General features: G+C 61.5%; 16 protein-coding genes. 8 read left to right on the forward strand and 8 right to left on the reverse strand.

Annotated elements, in window-relative coordinates; translation table 11 throughout:
* The first annotated feature begins 2 nt into the window (after positions 1-2).
* Positions 3-1,298 (forward strand): NCS2 family permease, encoded by a 1,296-nt coding sequence (locus DBR46_RS21490; RefSeq protein WP_017737405.1) that lies wholly within the window; start codon positions 3-5, stop codon positions 1,296-1,298.
* Positions 1,295-2,374: a tRNA (uridine(54)-C5)-methyltransferase TrmA gene (gene trmA, locus DBR46_RS21495; RefSeq protein ID WP_124527808.1), complete on the forward strand. Its 1,080-nt coding sequence runs from the start codon at positions 1,295-1,297 to the stop codon at positions 2,372-2,374. The genes DBR46_RS21490 and trmA overlap by 4 nt, the downstream gene beginning before the upstream one ends.
* A gap of 152 nt (positions 2,375-2,526) precedes the next feature.
* Here the strand turns inward: trmA and DBR46_RS21500 are convergent, their stop codons facing one another.
* Both DBR46_RS21500 and DBR46_RS21505 read right to left on the reverse strand, forming a co-directional pair.
* Positions 2,527-3,009: a DUF2442 domain-containing protein gene (locus DBR46_RS21500; RefSeq protein WP_124527809.1), complete on the reverse strand. Its 483-nt coding sequence runs from the start codon at positions 3,007-3,009 to the stop codon at positions 2,527-2,529.
* Positions 2,988-3,416: a DUF4160 domain-containing protein gene (locus DBR46_RS21505; RefSeq protein ID WP_124527810.1), complete on the reverse strand. Its 429-nt coding sequence runs from the start codon at positions 3,414-3,416 to the stop codon at positions 2,988-2,990. The genes DBR46_RS21500 and DBR46_RS21505 overlap by 22 nt, the downstream gene beginning before the upstream one ends.
* A gap of 242 nt (positions 3,417-3,658) precedes the next feature.
* Between DBR46_RS21505 and aroQ the strand changes: the two genes are divergently transcribed.
* Positions 3,659-4,099: a type II 3-dehydroquinate dehydratase gene (gene aroQ, locus DBR46_RS21510; protein ID WP_124527811.1), complete on the forward strand. Its 441-nt coding sequence runs from the start codon at positions 3,659-3,661 to the stop codon at positions 4,097-4,099.
* A complete protein-coding gene (locus DBR46_RS21515) occupies positions 4,096-4,944 on the forward strand; it encodes a shikimate dehydrogenase (RefSeq protein WP_124527812.1) in 849 nt (282 codons plus the stop codon). Before aroQ ends, DBR46_RS21515 begins: the two co-directional genes overlap by 4 nt.
* Positions 4,945-5,092: 148 nt before the next feature.
* Here DBR46_RS21515 and DBR46_RS21520 read toward each other — a convergent pair whose 3' ends face one another.
* Both DBR46_RS21520 and quiC read right to left on the reverse strand, forming a co-directional pair.
* The gene (locus DBR46_RS21520; protein WP_124527813.1) at positions 5,093-5,758 is read right to left on the reverse strand and encodes a TetR/AcrR family transcriptional regulator; all 666 of its coding nucleotides are present in this window, start codon (positions 5,756-5,758) and stop codon (positions 5,093-5,095) included.
* 80 nt (positions 5,759-5,838) lie between these two features.
* Positions 5,839-7,740 (reverse strand): 3-dehydroshikimate dehydratase QuiC, encoded by a 1,902-nt coding sequence (gene quiC / locus DBR46_RS21525; RefSeq protein WP_124527814.1) that lies wholly within the window; start codon positions 7,738-7,740, stop codon positions 5,839-5,841.
* A gap of 212 nt (positions 7,741-7,952) precedes the next feature.
* Here quiC and DBR46_RS21530 point away from each other — a divergent pair, with 212 nt between their 5' ends.
* Complete coding sequence (locus DBR46_RS21530; protein ID WP_124527815.1) at positions 7,953-9,287, forward strand: MFS transporter; 1,335 nt, start codon at positions 7,953-7,955, stop codon at positions 9,285-9,287.
* Between the two features lies 1 nt (position 9,288).
* Here the strand turns inward: DBR46_RS21530 and DBR46_RS21535 are convergent, their stop codons facing one another.
* On the reverse strand, positions 9,289-10,167 hold the full coding sequence (locus DBR46_RS21535) for a DMT family transporter (protein ID WP_124527816.1): 879 nt from the start codon (positions 10,165-10,167) through the stop codon (positions 9,289-9,291).
* A 183-nt stretch (positions 10,168-10,350) separates the two neighbouring features.
* Between DBR46_RS21535 and DBR46_RS21540 the strand changes: the two genes are divergently transcribed.
* The 3 genes from DBR46_RS21540 (at position 10,351) to DBR46_RS21550 (ending at position 12,808) form a co-directional block, all read left to right on the forward strand.
* The gene (locus DBR46_RS21540) at positions 10,351-10,764 is read left to right on the forward strand and encodes a membrane lipoprotein lipid attachment site-containing protein (RefSeq protein ID WP_124527817.1); all 414 of its coding nucleotides are present in this window, start codon (positions 10,351-10,353) and stop codon (positions 10,762-10,764) included.
* 184 nt (positions 10,765-10,948) lie between these two features.
* Positions 10,949-11,833, forward strand: a complete 885-nt coding sequence (locus DBR46_RS21545) for a neutral zinc metallopeptidase (RefSeq protein ID WP_124527818.1) — start codon at positions 10,949-10,951, stop codon at positions 11,831-11,833.
* Positions 11,834-12,808: an alpha/beta hydrolase gene (locus DBR46_RS21550; RefSeq protein ID WP_124527819.1), complete on the forward strand. Its 975-nt coding sequence runs from the start codon at positions 11,834-11,836 to the stop codon at positions 12,806-12,808. It abuts the gene before it with no gap.
* Positions 12,809-12,939: 131 nt separating this feature from the next.
* On the opposite strand, the gene DBR46_RS21555 is transcribed toward DBR46_RS21550, so the two are convergent.
* Genes DBR46_RS21555 through DBR46_RS21565 form a run of 3 tightly spaced genes read right to left on the reverse strand, consistent with a single transcriptional unit; the run spans position 12,940 to position 15,001 of the window.
* The gene (locus DBR46_RS21555) at positions 12,940-13,527 is read right to left on the reverse strand and encodes an HAD family hydrolase (protein WP_124527820.1); all 588 of its coding nucleotides are present in this window, start codon (positions 13,525-13,527) and stop codon (positions 12,940-12,942) included.
* The gene (tesB, locus tag DBR46_RS21560) at positions 13,524-14,393 is read right to left on the reverse strand and encodes an acyl-CoA thioesterase II (RefSeq protein ID WP_124527821.1); all 870 of its coding nucleotides are present in this window, start codon (positions 14,391-14,393) and stop codon (positions 13,524-13,526) included. The genes DBR46_RS21555 and tesB overlap by 4 nt, the downstream gene beginning before the upstream one ends.
* 38 nt (positions 14,394-14,431) lie before the next feature.
* Positions 14,432-15,001 (reverse strand): GNAT family N-acetyltransferase, encoded by a 570-nt coding sequence (locus tag DBR46_RS21565; RefSeq protein WP_017737390.1) that lies wholly within the window; start codon positions 14,999-15,001, stop codon positions 14,432-14,434.
* Positions 15,002-15,033: the final 32 nt, after the last annotated feature.

Raw genomic sequence — 15,033 nt, forward strand, 5'->3', positions numbered from 1 at the left:
GCATGCTGGAAAAGCTGTTTCAACTCAAAGCCCACAACACCAATGTGCGCACCGAGATCCTCGCGGGTATCACCACATTCCTGGCCATGGCCTACATCCTGTTCGTCAACCCGAGCATCCTCAGCCAGACCGGCATGGACAAGGGCGCGGTGTTTGTCGCGACCTGCCTGGCGGCGGCCATCGGTTCGACCGTGATGGGCCTGATCGCCAACTACCCGATCGCACTGGCGCCGGGCATGGGCCTCAACGCCTTCTTTACCTACACCGTGGTCCTGCACATGGGCCATACCTGGCAGGTGGCGCTGGGCGCGGTATTCATTTCGGCGGTGTTGTTCTTCCTGCTGTCGATCTTCCGTATCCGTGAGTGGATCATCAACGCCATCCCCCTGCCCCTGCGCTCGGCGATTGCCGCGGGTATCGGCCTGTTCCTGGCGTTGATCGCCCTGCACAACGCCGACATCGTCGTCAGCAACCCGGCCACCATGGTTGGCCTCGGTGACCTGACCAAAGCAGCGCCTATCCTTGCCACCCTCGGTTTCGTGCTGATCGTCGCGCTGGAAGCCCTGGCCGTGCGCGGCGCGGTGCTGATCGGCATCCTCGCGGTGACCATCGCGTCCATCGCCTTGGGCGTGACCCCATTCGGCGGCGTGGTGTCGATGCCACCGTCCCTGGGCCCGACCTTCCTGCAACTGGACATCAAGGGCGCGCTGGATATCGGCTTGGTCAGCGTGATCTTCGCTTTCCTGTTCGTGGACTTGTTCGACAACTCCGGCACCCTGATCGGCGTCGCCAAGCGCGCCGGCCTGATGGGCAAGGACGGCCACATGCCAAAAATGGGCCGTGCGCTGATTGCCGACAGCACCGCCGCCATGGCCGGTTCACTGCTGGGTACGTCGACCACCACCAGCTATATCGAGTCCGCCGCGGGCGTGAGCGCCGGTGGCCGTACCGGTTTGACCGCCATCGTCGTGGCGATCCTGTTCCTGCTGGCCCTGTTCTTCTCGCCACTGGCGGGCAGCGTCCCGGCGTTCGCCACCGCACCCGCGCTGCTGTTCGTGGCTGTGCTGATGACCCAGGGCCTGGCGGAAATCGACTGGGATGACATCACTGTTGCAGCGCCGGTGGTGATCACCGCCCTGGCGATGCCCTTCACTTACTCCATCGCCAACGGCATCGCCTTCGGTTTCATCGCCTGGACCGCCATCAAGCTGCTTTCGGGCCGCTACCGTGAGCTGAACCCGGCGCTGGTGATTCTGTCGATTCTGTTTGTGATCAAGCTGGGCTGGTTCAACGCATGACTTTTGACGCCGCAAGCTACACCGCTCAACTGCAAGACAAGGTCACGCGCTTGCGTGACCTGTTGGCCCCGTTCGATGCGCCTGAACCACAGGTATTCGACTCGCCGCTGCAGAACTTCCGCCTGCGGGCGGAGTTCCGCCTGTGGCGCGAAGGCGGTGATCGCCACTACGCGATGTTTTCCCAGGACGACAAGCGCACGCCGATCCTGATCGAAGAATTCCCCATCGCCAGCCTGCGCATCAACCAGTTGATGCCGCAACTCAAGGCCGCCTGGCAAGCCAGCGCCGCCCTGAGCCACAAGCTGTTCCAGGTGGAGTTCCTCACCACCCTGGCCGGCGACGCGATGATCACCCTGTGCTATCACCGCCCGCTGGACGAGCATTGGCACACTGCCGCGAACAAACTGGCGGCGGACTTGAACGTGAGCATCATCGGCCGCTCCAAGGGCAAACGCGATGTGATCGGCCAGGACTACGTGGTGGAGAAACTCGACGTCGGCGGTCGCACCTTCAGCTATCGCCAACCCGAAGGCGCGTTCACCCAGCCCAACGGCACCGTGAACCAGAAGATGCTCAACTGGGCCTATGAAGCGCTGGGCGATCGCCCGGATGACCTGCTGGAGCTGTACTGCGGCAACGGCAACTTCACCCTGCCCCTGGCAACCCGCGTGCGAAAAGTGCTGGCCACCGAGATCAGCAAGACCTCGGTCAATGCCGCCCTGAGCAACCTCGATGAAAATGCGGTGGAGAACGTCACCCTGGTGCGCCTCTCCGCCGAAGAACTCACCGAAGCCCTGAATGAAGTGCGCCCGTTCCGTCGCTTGCACGGCATCGACCTCAAGAGCTACGAATTCGGCAGCGTGTTCGTCGATCCGCCGCGTGCCGGCATGGACCCGGACACCTGCGAGCTGACCCGGCGTTTCGACAACATCCTGTACATCTCATGCAACCCAGAGACGTTGGCGGCGAACATCGCGCAACTGCATGACACGCACCGTATTACCCAGTGTGCGATGTTTGACCAGTTCCCGTGGACGCACCACATGGAATCAGGCGTGCTGCTGACGCGTCGCTAGACCTGTCAGCCACCCACATCCCCCTGTTGGAGCGGGCTTGTGTGGGAGCGGGCTTGCTCGCGAAGGCAGAGTGTCAGTCACAGTTGCTTAAGCTGACACACCGCATTCGCGAGCAAGCCCGCTCCCACACAAGCCCACTCCCAACACAGCTTTCATGCATCAGTTAAATCGTCAGGTTTCGGAGTGTCCTTGCGCGGCCGCCCGCCCTTCTTGCCATTGGCACGGGCGGCAGCCGCTTTGGCAGCGCTGCTCTTGCGACCGTTGCGCGCGGCCACCAGGCTTACCGCCAGCTCCATCAGTGGCTGGCTCGTGGCAATCAGGCCGGTGATAGACACGTCCATGTCCTGAGGTTCACAGCACAGGGCCTTACCGTCAAAACCGACCTCCAACTGCTGGAAGTCCTCCAAGGAAAACCCCTCGAACTCAGGAAGGCCCGCTACGGGTAAAGAGACTCGGCTGCCGTCGCTGAAGCCTATGGAGATACTCTGGTCTTCATAGCGCACCGAGCTGGCGTTGGCATACAAACGCCTGGTCTTGCGCCCACGGGCTATCGCTTTATCAATATCGGCCTCGGTGAGCGGCACATAGGGCCGGACTTTGGCTTTTACGACTTTTACAAATTTATCTTCACCCATACTGGAATCCTCACCAGATTCAAAATTGTCTGCTGCCCCACAGCATCGTGCCAAGCGCGTGCGATTACATGGACACCCGGCCGGATGACCAATCCCGACACCACCTCATCCGCCCCCAAGTCCCAGGAATGGTTCTCCAAACAAACCGTCTGAATTTTCTCCCACCAAATCCTCCGCGCCCGCGCCAGATAATGCCGCTGCATCAACGCCTGACGAATACCCAGCAGAACTGCACCGGGCGGCCGCCGCCGTTCAGGGTCCACATCCCACAACTCCACGCTGTCATCCAGAAAGCTGAAACGAAAGCGCGCATCCCAACCCGTACCCCTTACATGAACATGCGGCGGGCAATGTTCATCCCTGAGCAACACTGAAATCACAAATCCCTTGTAAGTACCTATTCGCATCGTAACCCATCTGTTAGGTTATTTTCCGCCCGGTAACAATTTCGCCCCATGTCACCCGACAACCGGCTCCAAAATCCTGAAGCTGTTTCGCAGACTAGTAACCGGGAACCAAGCGTCGAATACCGTGTTGTTACCGCGCATAACCGTTCGGTAATCGAACATATCCTCCGCCGTCGATTGACCAAATTAACCATTCAGTACATTTTACTTCCACAACTAACAATAACTGTGGAGACCCTCCCATGCCGCCTATCGTGCTGGTGCTCAACGGCCCCAACCTCAACCTGCTCGGCACCCGTGAGCCTGCAACCTACGGCCATGAAACCCTGGCCGACATCGCCGCGTTGTGCGGGCGCAGCGCCGAGAAGCTCGGGCTGAAAATCGAATTTCGCCAGACCAACCACGAAGGCGAACTGCTCGACTGGATCCACGGTGCCCGCACCCGTTGCGCCGGTATCGTGATCAACCCGGCCGCGTGGACGCACACCTCCGTCGCCATCCGCGACGCACTGGTAGCCAGTGAAGTACCGGTGATCGAAGTGCATTTGTCCAACGTGCATGCCCGTGAAGCGTTCCGTCATCACTCGTTTGTGTCACCCATCGCCAAGGCCGTGCTGGCCGGTTTTGGCAGCCATGGCTACCACTTGGCCCTGGAACATTTCAGCCAGGTGTTGAACGCATGAAGCCGCGCATTCTCGCCGGCCTGATCGGCTCCGGCATCCAGGCTTCCCGTACCCCCGCCCTGCATGAACAGGAAGGCGACGCCCAAGGCTTGCGCTACCTGTATCGCCTGATCGACCTGGATCCGATGCAGCTGAACGTCGATGCCCTGCCCGACCTGCTGGACGCCGCCGAGTTGATGCAGTTCACCGGGCTGAACATTACCTACCCGTGCAAGCAGGCGATCCTACCGTTGCTCGATGAACTGTCCGACGAGGCTCGCGGCATCGGCGCGGTGAATACGGTGGTGTTCAAGGACGGCAAGCGCATCGGCCACAACACCGACTGCCTGGGCTTCGCGGAGGGTTTTCGCCGTAACTTGAGTGATGTCGTGCGTCGGCGTGTAGTGCAAATGGGCGCTGGCGGCGCAGGTGCGGCGGTGGCCCACGCGCTATTGGCCGAAGGTGTCGAACACTTGAGCATTTTCGACCTGGACAGCGCTCGCGCCCAAGACCTGGTAGACAACCTCAGCCAGCGTTTCGGCCCAGGCCGCGCCCAGGTCGGCAACCACTTGGAAAATGCCATGGCGGAGGCCGATGGCGTGGTCAACACCACACCGATGGGCATGGCCAAGCTGCCGGGCACACCGGTGCCGGCGGCCTTGCTGCGGGCTGAGGTGTGGGTGGCGGAAATCGTGTACTTCCCGCTGGAAACAGAACTGCTGCGCGACGCCCGGGCCCTGGGTTGCCGCACGCTGGATGGCGGCAACATGGCGGTGTTTCAGGCGGTGAAGGCGTTTGAGCTGTTCAGTGGCGAAGCGCCAGATGCGCAGCGGATGCTGGCGCACTTTCAGGCCATGAATCACTAAACTGAAGAAACCGGATCAAAAAATGTGGGAGCGGGCTTGCTCGCGAATGCGGTGTATCAGTGAAGGATATGTAGACTGACACACCGCATTCGCGAGCAAGCCCGCTCCCACATTTAGGTTGCATTCCACTCGAAGAGTCGCGTTAGCCTCAGGCCTGCAGGTACCGCATCACCGACTCACAAATCATGTCCCGATGCCGTTGCTTGATGGCATCATCCGACAGCTCGATCTGGAAAATCTCACTGAAGGTATGGCGGTTGGACACCCGGTAAAAGCTGAATGAGTTGATCAGCAGGTGCACATCCAACGGCTCCAGCCCCGCACGAAACACGCCCATCTCCGCCCCACGACGCAGGGTCGCGCCGAGGGCTTCAAGGATGTTGCTGTTCATCGCCTTGATCGACTCCGAACGCTTCACGTACTCGGCGTTGTGGATATTTTCGATGCTGACGATGCGCACAAAATCCACGTTCTGGTCATGGTGATCAAAGGTGAACTCCACCAGCCGACGGATCGCTTCGCGGGGCTCCAGGGCGGTTAGATTCATCCGGGTTTCAGTGTTGCGGATGTCGCCGTAAAGCTTCTCCAGCACCTCGACGTACAACTGCTCCTTGCTGCCGAAGTAGTAATAGATCATGCGTTTAGAGGTGTGGATGCGCTCGGCGATGGCGTCCACGCGCGCGCCGGACAGGCCTTGCTGGACAAACTCGACGATCGCTTCCTGCAGGATGTTTTCGCGGGTCTTTTCCGGGTTGTTCTTACGACTCTTGCGCGGCGTTTCGGACGCTACGGAGAGGTCGGGAGTCAGGGTCATGGTGCGCTCACGGCCGTTTTTATTGTGCAGGCGCCGATTATGGGCTGCGGCGCTCCCCGAAGGAAGCACCGCGCCATTGCTCACAACCGCGCTTGGCGCACCGCACCGCTGCGGGATTTGGCCATGGCCGCCAGGCGCACCGCCACGTTGGCTGCGCCGTAACCGGCATAACCGTTCTTGCGCTGGATGATCTCGAAGAAGAACCGCCCTTCGAACGGTTCGGTGTACACGTGAAACAGCTCACCACCGTTGGCGTCGCGGTCGTACAACACGTTGTAGTACGCCAGCTCACTGAGGAACTCGTCGTCGAAATCAAACCGCGCCGCGAGGTCATCGTAATAGTTGAGCGGGATATCCAGCAGCGGCACGCCCGCGTCTTTGGCCCGGCGTACCTCGGCGAAAATATCCGCGCAGTCGAAGGCAATGTGGTGCACACCCGAACCGCGATAGCTCGATAGCGCGTGGGAAATCGCCGTGTTGCGGTTCTCGGAAATATTCAGCGGCAGACGAACGGAGCTGCAACGGCTGCGCAGCGCGCGGCTTTTCACCAGGCCGTAGGGATCGGGCAACACCACTTCGTCGTCGGCCTCGAAATCCAGCAGGCTCTTGTAGAACAGCACCCAACTGTCGAGGCTGTCGGCCGGCAGCGCCATGGCCATATGGTCGATGCGCAGCAAGCCACCACCGGCAGCCGGCGCGGTTTGCAGGTTGAAGTCGGTGTCGTACAGCGTGCCTTCGCTAGGGTCCACCAGGTAAATCAGGCTGCCATCCGGCGCGCGTACGGCGGCCAGTTCCAGCTCATTGGGGCCGACCAAGCCACGATAGGGCTGGCCCTTGTAGGCCACCGCCCGCTCCAGGGCCTTGGCGCTGTCCTTGACCCGCAGCGCCGTGGCGCACAACGACGGGCCGTGGGCCTCGAAAAAGTTGTGGGCGAAGGAATAGGGTTCGCAATTGAGGATCAGGTTGATATCACCCTGGCGCAACAGGCTCACGCTCTTGGAGCGGTGCTGGCCGGCCTTGACGAAGCCAAGGCGTTCCAGCCAATGAGTCAGCTTGGCGCCGAGGCTTTCGTCCACGGCGAATTCGAGGAACTCGATGCCGTCGTATTCGCTGGCGGCCGGGGTGTCGAACAGAATTTCCACCGGTTGCGCCGGTGCTTGCTGTTGCAGGCGCTCGCGGGTTTTCTCTTCCAGGTACAGCAAGGAGCGCAGGCCGTCCGCCGCATTCGCCCGGGTCGGCGCGGCGCGGAAACCGTCGTTGAAAATCTCCAGGGACAAGGGCCCTGTGTAGCCACTCTGGATGATCGGTGCAAGAAAGCCCGCCAGGTCGAATTCGCCCTGCCCCGGGAAGCAGCGGAAATGCCGGCTCCACTCCAGCACATCCATGGCCAGGATCGGCGCGTCGGCCATTTGCACAAAGAAAATCTTGTCGCCGGGAATCTGCGCGATGCCGCTCGGGTCGCCCTTGAGCGACAAGGTATGGAAGCTGTCGAGCAGCACGCCGAGGGCTGGGTGATCGACCTGGCGCACCAGGTTCCACACCTGCTGCCAGGTGTTCACATGCTTGCCCCAGGCCAGCGCCTCGTAACCGATGCGCAAGCCACGGCGGCCGGCATGTTCGGCCAACAGGCTGAGATCGTCGAGCAAAATGCGCTCATCGCCCACGCAATCGGCGGAAGCGTTGCTGCACACCAGCACTAGGTCGGTGCCCAGTTCCTGCATCAGGTCGAACTTGCGCTCGGCGCGCTCCAGGTTGCGTGCCAGGCGGTCGCGACGGCAGCCTTCAAAATCGCGAAACGGCTGGAACAAGGTGATGGCAATCCCCAGGTCGGCACACATCTGCCTAACTTCGCGGGGGCTGCCGTCGTAATACAACAGGTCGTTCTCGAAGATCTCCACGCCATCAAACCCGGCGGCGGCGATGGCTTCGAGTTTTTCCGGCAGGGTGCCGCTCAAGGAAACGGTGGCAATGGAACGTTGCATGGGGCGACTCCCGGCAATTATTGTTTGCGCCAAATTATTCGCCCCCAGTCTACCCACAGCAATTAAAATGTACGAACCGGTTAGTTTTTGGTGCGATTATCGAACACTAAGCCGCTTTGGCGAATTGACGATTTTTTAGCCGCTGCGCACCATCAACGACGCAACCTGACCCAGAACACACCATAAAAATTTCAAAAAACGGGTACGACCTCATGCCTCTGCAAAATTCCGCCCTGGCCGCGCGCCCCGGCACCCCGCACGCCGGCATCGGCGACAAGATCCGCGGCGCCATGGCCGTGGGTAAGACTCGCTGGGGCATGTTGGCCCTGGTGTTCTTCGCCACCACCCTGAACTACATCGACCGAGCCGCCCTGGGCGTGATGCAACCGATCCTGGCGAAGGAGATGAGCTGGACGGCGATGGACTACGCCAACATCAACTTCTGGTTCCAGGTCGGCTACGCCATCGGCTTTGTGCTGCAGGGCCGCTTGATCGACCGCGTCGGCGTCAAACGCGTGTTCTTCTGCGCCGTGCTGTTGTGGAGCCTGGCCACCGGTGCCCACGGCCTGGCCACGTCGGCCGTTGGTTTCATGGTCTGCCGCTTTATCCTCGGGCTGACCGAGGCCGCCAACTACCCGGCCTGCGTCAAGACCACGCGCCTGTGGTTCCCCGCCGGTGAACGTGCGGTGGCCACCGGGATCTTCAACGCCGGTACCAACGTTGGCGCGATGATGACGCCGATGCTGCTGCCGCTGATCCTGCACGTGTGGGGCTGGCAAGCCGCATTCCTGTGCATGGCTTCGCTGGGCGCGATCTGGCTGGTGTTCTGGGGTTTGAAGTACTACAACCCGGAAGACCATCCGAGTGTTAAGCAATCGGAACTGGACTACGTGCAACGGGAAGTCGAGCCAGAACAACCGGGCGTGCCGTTCAGCCGTATCTTGCGCATGCGCGGTACCTGGGCCTTCGCCATTGCCTACGCGCTGACCGCGCCGGTGTTCTGGTTCTACCTGTATTGGTTGCCGCCGTTCCTGAACCAGCAATACAACCTGGGTATCAACGTGACCCAGATGGGCATCCCGCTGATCATCATCTACCTGACAGCCGACTTCGGCAGTGTGGGCGGGGGGATTCTGTCGTCGTTCCTGATCGGCCGTGGCATGAACTCGATCAAGGCGCGGTTGCTGTCGATGCTGCTGTTCGCCTGCTGCATCGTCGGCGTGATCATGGCCGCCGGTTCCAGCCAACTGTGGGTCGCGGTGTTTGCCATCTCCCTGGCCATCGGTGCGCACCAGGCCTGGACCGCCAACATCTGGAGCCTGGTAATGGACTACACGCCCAAGCACATGATGAGCACCGTGTTCGGTTTCGGCGGCATGTGCGCGGCCATCGGCGGCATGTTCATGACCCAGATCGTCGGCCACATCCTCACCGTGACCAACAACAACTACACCGTGCTGTTCACCCTGATCCCGGCGATGTACTTCATTGCGCTGACCTGGATGTACTTCATGGCCCCGCGCAAGATTCCTACCGTAGAGGTTTAATCTACCTACGCCGCTGCTGCCAGGCAGCGGCCAGCCCGCTCATGCAGATCACCCCGATGCCGACCACCGTGGTCACGTCGGGGGTATGGTTGAACACCAGCCAGCCCAACAACCCCGCAAACACGATCTGGCAATAGCCAAACGGCGCCAGCAAGGCCGGCGCCGCGAAGCGGAAGGCCTGGGTCAACAGCAAGTGCGCGGTCATCCCACAGGTGCCCAGCGCCAGCATCAACACCCCGTGCCACCACGTCGGGATCTGCCAGAAGAACGGCACCAGCGCACTCATCACCAAGGTATTGCACAGGCCGGCGAAGAAGTTGCTGGTGGTCGGTGTGTCGTATTGGCTGAGGATGCGCGTGAGCAACTGGTAGAAGCAGAAGAACAGCGCCGAACACAGCGGCAGCAGCACCGCCGGGGTGAACAGCTCACCGCCGGGGTGGATGATGATCAACACGCCGACAAACCCGCAGATCACCGCCAGCCACTGGCCACGTGTGACATGCTCGCCAAGCAGCGGCACCGAGAGGGCTGTCACCAGGATCGGCGCGAGGAAGTTCACCGCCGTGGCTTCCGCCAGGGGGATGTAATGCAGCGCCGCCGTAAAGAACAGGCTGGTGCCCAACAGGCACAACGCCCGCACCACCTGCATGCCCGGCCGTTTGCTGCGCAGCACGCGCAAGCCCGATTGCGGCAGGAAAATCCCCGCCATCAGCAAGGTGTGCACCAGGTAGCGCGCCCACACCACCATCACGATCGGGTAGAACCCGGCGAGGTATTTGGACAAGGCGTCGTGGCTGGAGAACAGGAAAGTCGCCACCACAATCAGCAAAATGCCTTTGAAGGGATGGTTGACGCCGGAGAGGGGAGTGCTGACGGTCATTGAGTTCTCTTGCATGACGGGCTGAACGCGGGCTGCTCAACCCGGTAATCTAGCAGCCGGGCCTGCGTCTGCCCCAAGAGCATAACCAAACACTGTGCGAACAGCGCACTAAATCAGCGGATTCGAGTCCAACGTCCCACGTTTGCCCGTGCGTTGCACACTTTTTAGCCAAGGCCTGCCGTTATGAAAAAAACCCTGTTCGTTCTGTCTGCCGTTGCCCTGCTTGCCGCTTGCAACCAGGAAGCCAAGGAAGCCCCCAAGCCCGCGCCTGCCTCCGTGCAAGCCACCCTGGTGCCGGCAACCCCGCCCACCGACCAATGGGTCGGCAAGTGGATTGGCGTCGAGGGCCTGAACCTGACCATCGCCAAGGACGACAGCATCGGCCGTGGTCACTACCTCCTCACCATGCAATACGGCCTCGACGCCGACGACTCGGGCACCTTCAAAGGTGAAGCCGCCGAAGACGGCATCGCCTTCACCCGCCCGGACGGCCCGCAACTGCTGCGCGCCGGTGACGGCGAAGCCACCGGCCTGAAGTGGCTGGCGGACAAAAAGGACTGCCTGATCGTGGCAACCGGCGAAGGCTACTGCCGCTAATAACGTCCATACTCACCCCCTACACTGCAGGAACAGGCTTACAGTTGTGGCGAGGGAGCTTGCTCCCGCTGGAGTGCGCAGCGCTCCCAGGCTTTTGGGGCTGCTACGCAGCCCAGCGGGAGCAAGCTCCCTCGCCACAACACGCTCACTCCTATAGATGCACCGACACAAGAGGACCGCCCACATGCTATGGAAAAAAGGCCGACGCAGCGACAACGTGGTGGATGCCCGCGATGACAGTGGCGGCGGTGGCGGCATGCGCTTTGGCGGCGGCAAGGGTCTGAGCCTGACCGCCATCGTGCTGATCGTCGGCATTGGCTGGCTGACCGGCCAGGACCCGTTGCAGATCCTCGGCCAGCTCACCGGCCAGATGGAACAGGCACCGTCGGTCAGCACCCAGACGCGCCAGGCGCCACCGGCCAACGATGAGCAGGCGGATTTTGTCCGCGCGGTGCTCGGCGATACCGAAGACACCTGGGCCCAGGTGTTCCAGGAAAACGGCCTGGCCTACAAGAACCCGAAACTGATACTGTTCCGTGGCCGGGTGAATTCCGCCTGCGGCGGGGCCACGTCGGCCAGCGGCCCGTTCTATTGCCCGGCGGACCAGCAGGTGTACCTGGACCTGGATTTCTTCCGGGAAATGTCGCAACGCTTCCAGGCCGCGGGTGACTTTGCCCAGGCCTACGTGATCGCCCACGAAGTCGGGCACCACGTGCAGACGTTGCTGGGCATCTCGTCGAAAATCCAGGCCGCCCGCCAGCAAGGTCGGCAGATGCAAGGCGACGGCGGCCTGCTGGTGCGCCAGGAGCTGCAAGCCGACTGCTTTGCCGGCGTGTGGGCCAACCGCGCGCAAAAGCGCCTGAACTGGCTGGAACCCGGCGACATCGAAGAAGCACTGAACGCGGCCAACGCCATCGGCGATGACCGTTTGCAGCAACAGGGTCAGGGCCGCGTGGTGCCGGACTCGTTTACCCACGGCACCTCGGCGCAGCGCGTACGCTGGTTCAAGACCGGCTTCGCCCAGGGCCAGATCACTCAATGCGATACCTTTTCCGCCAAGAGTCTTTAAATGAATAAACGATTGGGATTGCTGCTGGGCCTGTTAGTCAGTTGTTCAACCTGGGCGGCCGGACACGGTGCCAAGGAAGCCAGTCTTGATCGATTCCCTCTGGAGGCCGGCGACCTCAGCGTCGGCCTGAGCCAGGATTGGCGCCAGCCGCTACCAGACGTGACCCGTGCGTTGATCATCGTGCACGGTCGCCTGCGCGACGCGCAGACCTACCTGGAAAGTGGCGAAAAGGCCGCCGCAAATGCCGGACAAGGCGCCAACACCTTGGTCATCGCCCCGCGCTTTCTGATTGAGGCGGATGCGCAACACGAGCATCTGGATAACCAGATCCTGCGCTGGACCGACAATGGCTGGATGGCCGGCGAACCGTCCACCAGCCCGGGTCACATCAGTTCCTACGGCGCACTCGACCAAATCATCAAGCACCTGGGCAACCGCAAGCTGTTCCCGGCGCTGAAGGAAATCGTGGTGGCCGGGCATTCCGGTGGCGGCCAGGTGGTGCAGCGCTTTGCCCTCACCAGCCACGACCATCCGAAGCTGCAAACCGAAGGCATCAGCCTGCGGTATGTGGTGGCGAACCCTTCGTCCTACGCCTACTTCACCCCGCAGCGCCCGGTGAAGTTCGATGCGGCCAGTTGCCCGGGGTTCAACGACTGGAAATACGGCATGCAGCACTTGCCGGCCTACGCCAAAGGCCAGAGCCCGGCGCAGCTTGAACAGGCTTACGTGTCTCGCAACATCACTTACCTGTTGGGCCAGCAGGACACCGACCCGAATCATCACGCGCTGGACAAAGGCTGTGAGGCCGAAACCCAGGGGGCGTATCGGTTGGTTCGTGGGCATAACTATTTTGACTACCTCAAGCAGCGGCATCCGCAGTTGGGTCATCGGTTGGTGGAAGTGCCAGGGGTGGGGCATAACGGGGATGGGATGTTTACGTCGCCTGAAGGCCAGAAAGTCCTGTTTGCACAATAACTGACGAAACTGGATAAAAAATGTGGGAGCGGGCTTGCTCGCGAATGCGGTTTTTCAGCAACAAATATGCTGACTGATCCACCGCTTTCGCGAGCAAGCCCGCTCCCACATTTTGATCGTCAGAAGCCGATCTAAATCATCCGCCGCAACACTGAGCAATCCTCAGCATGCCAATCGACAAGCGCCGGCCACGGGTTCTCCGGCAAGTTGACCAACACCGTGCGCGTCCCCGCCGCCCGGCCGCAATCCAGGTCAAAGCGGTAATCCCCCACCATCACCATCGCGCCCGGCGCCACATCCCACGCCGCCGCCAGCTTCAACAACCCATCCGGGTCCGGCTTCGGCTTCGCATCATCACGCCCCAGCACATCATCGACGGCAAAGCAGTCCGCCAGGCCAATCGCCTCCAGGGTGATGTGTGCCAATTCCCGTGCGTTGCGGGTCAGGATGCCCAAACGATAACCGCGCCCGGCCAGCTCACGCACCAAGTCCACGGCGCCGTCTGCGGCCACTGAACCCAGCGCCAGCTCGCGCTCATGCTCCAGCAACCACGCATGCTTGGCCGCCGCGACCTCCTTGGGCAACGCCGCCAGGTGGGTGAGGATGTCGTCCTCAGGTGGAATCTCCAGCGCCTCGCGAATCGCCGCAAAATCATGCACGGCCACCGTGAGGGTGCCGTCCATGTCGAATACCCAGTGTTTAACGTCTGACAGGCTCATGCCCAATCCTTGCGATGGCGGATCAAACCTTCCTGGGTCACCGACGCCACCAGTTGCCCGGCGCGGTTGTACACGCTGCCCCGGGAAAACCCACGGGAATTGCCGGCCCACGGGCTGTCCATGGCGTAGAGCAACCAGTCATCGGCGCGCAGGTCGGCGTGGAACCACAGCGCGTGGTCGAGGCTGGCGACCTGCATGTCTTTCTGCCACACGGTCTTGCCATGGGGCAGCAACGAGGTGGTCAGCAAACCGAAATCCGAGGCGTAGGCCAACAAGTATTTATGCAGCGCCGGCGTGTCGGCCAACGCGCCATCAGCACGAAACCACACGTACTTGACCGGATCGGACGGCTGCGGGTTGAACGGGTCTTTTTCAGTGACCGGGCGCACTTCGATCGGCTTGGGGCACAGCAGCTTGTCGCGCATGTGCTCGGGGATCAGGTGCGCACGTTGCTGGGTCAGCTCCAGCTCCGACGGCAGGTTCTCCGGGCCTACCACCACGGGCATGGTGGTCTGGTGATCGAAGCCTTCCTCGTCGTATTGAAACGACGTGGTGCAGGTGAAAATCGGGTGACCTTTCTGAATCGCCGTGACGCGACGGGTGCTGAAACTGCCGCCATCACGTACGCGGTCCACCGAATACACCACCGGCAATTTTGCATCGCCGGGGCGCAGGAAATAACCATGCAGGGAGTGCACGTGCCGCGCTTCTTCTACGGTCTGGCTGGCGGCCGACAGAGACTGGCCGAGCACCTGGCCGCCGAACAGTTGGCGAAAACCCAGGTCCTGGCTGCGGCCGCGAAAGAGGTTTTCCTCGATCGGCTCCAGGGTCAGCAGGTCCACCAGATCTTCCAATACTTGGCTCATAGAGCAACTCCTACAATCTATGGGGCATTCCGGGCTGCTTATCCGTGCAGCGTGTCCAACCATTGGGCGCGGGTGATGCGGTACAACACATGATGGCGCAGCGGGTCATCGGCTGCGACCTTGGGGTGTGCAAAATCTGCCTGGGGATCGTAATGCATACCGATGGCCTGCATGACTTTTTGTGATGGCATGTTGGCTTCAGTGGTGAAGGCGACGATTTCATCCAGTTGCAAGCGATCGAATCCCGCGCGTAATGCGGTCCAGGCCGCCTCGCTCGCGTAACCCAGGCCCCAATGCTCGCGGGCCAGGCGCCAGCCGATCTCGACCGCCGGGGTGAACGCCGCGTCAAAGCCGACATTCAGCAGCCCGGTGAGGCCGATGAACTCGCCTGTATCCTTGCGCTGCAAGGCCCACAGGCCAAAGCCGTATTCGGCGAAGTGGCCGCGAATCCGCCCGATCAGCGCGGCGCTTTCCAGGTGGCTCAATTTGGCCGGGAAGTAGCGCATCACCTGGTCGTCGGCGCACATGCGCGCAAACTCCGGCAGGTCGCTGTCGCGCCATTGGCGCAGCACCAGCCTTGCGCTTTCCAGTTCGAGTATCGGCTCCATGGGTCCCCTCCCTTGCCATGTGCGTGAGTGTA

The organism is Pseudomonas sp. KBW05, from assembly GCF_003852405.1.
Lineage (GTDB): Bacteria > Pseudomonadota > Gammaproteobacteria > Pseudomonadales > Pseudomonadaceae > Aquipseudomonas.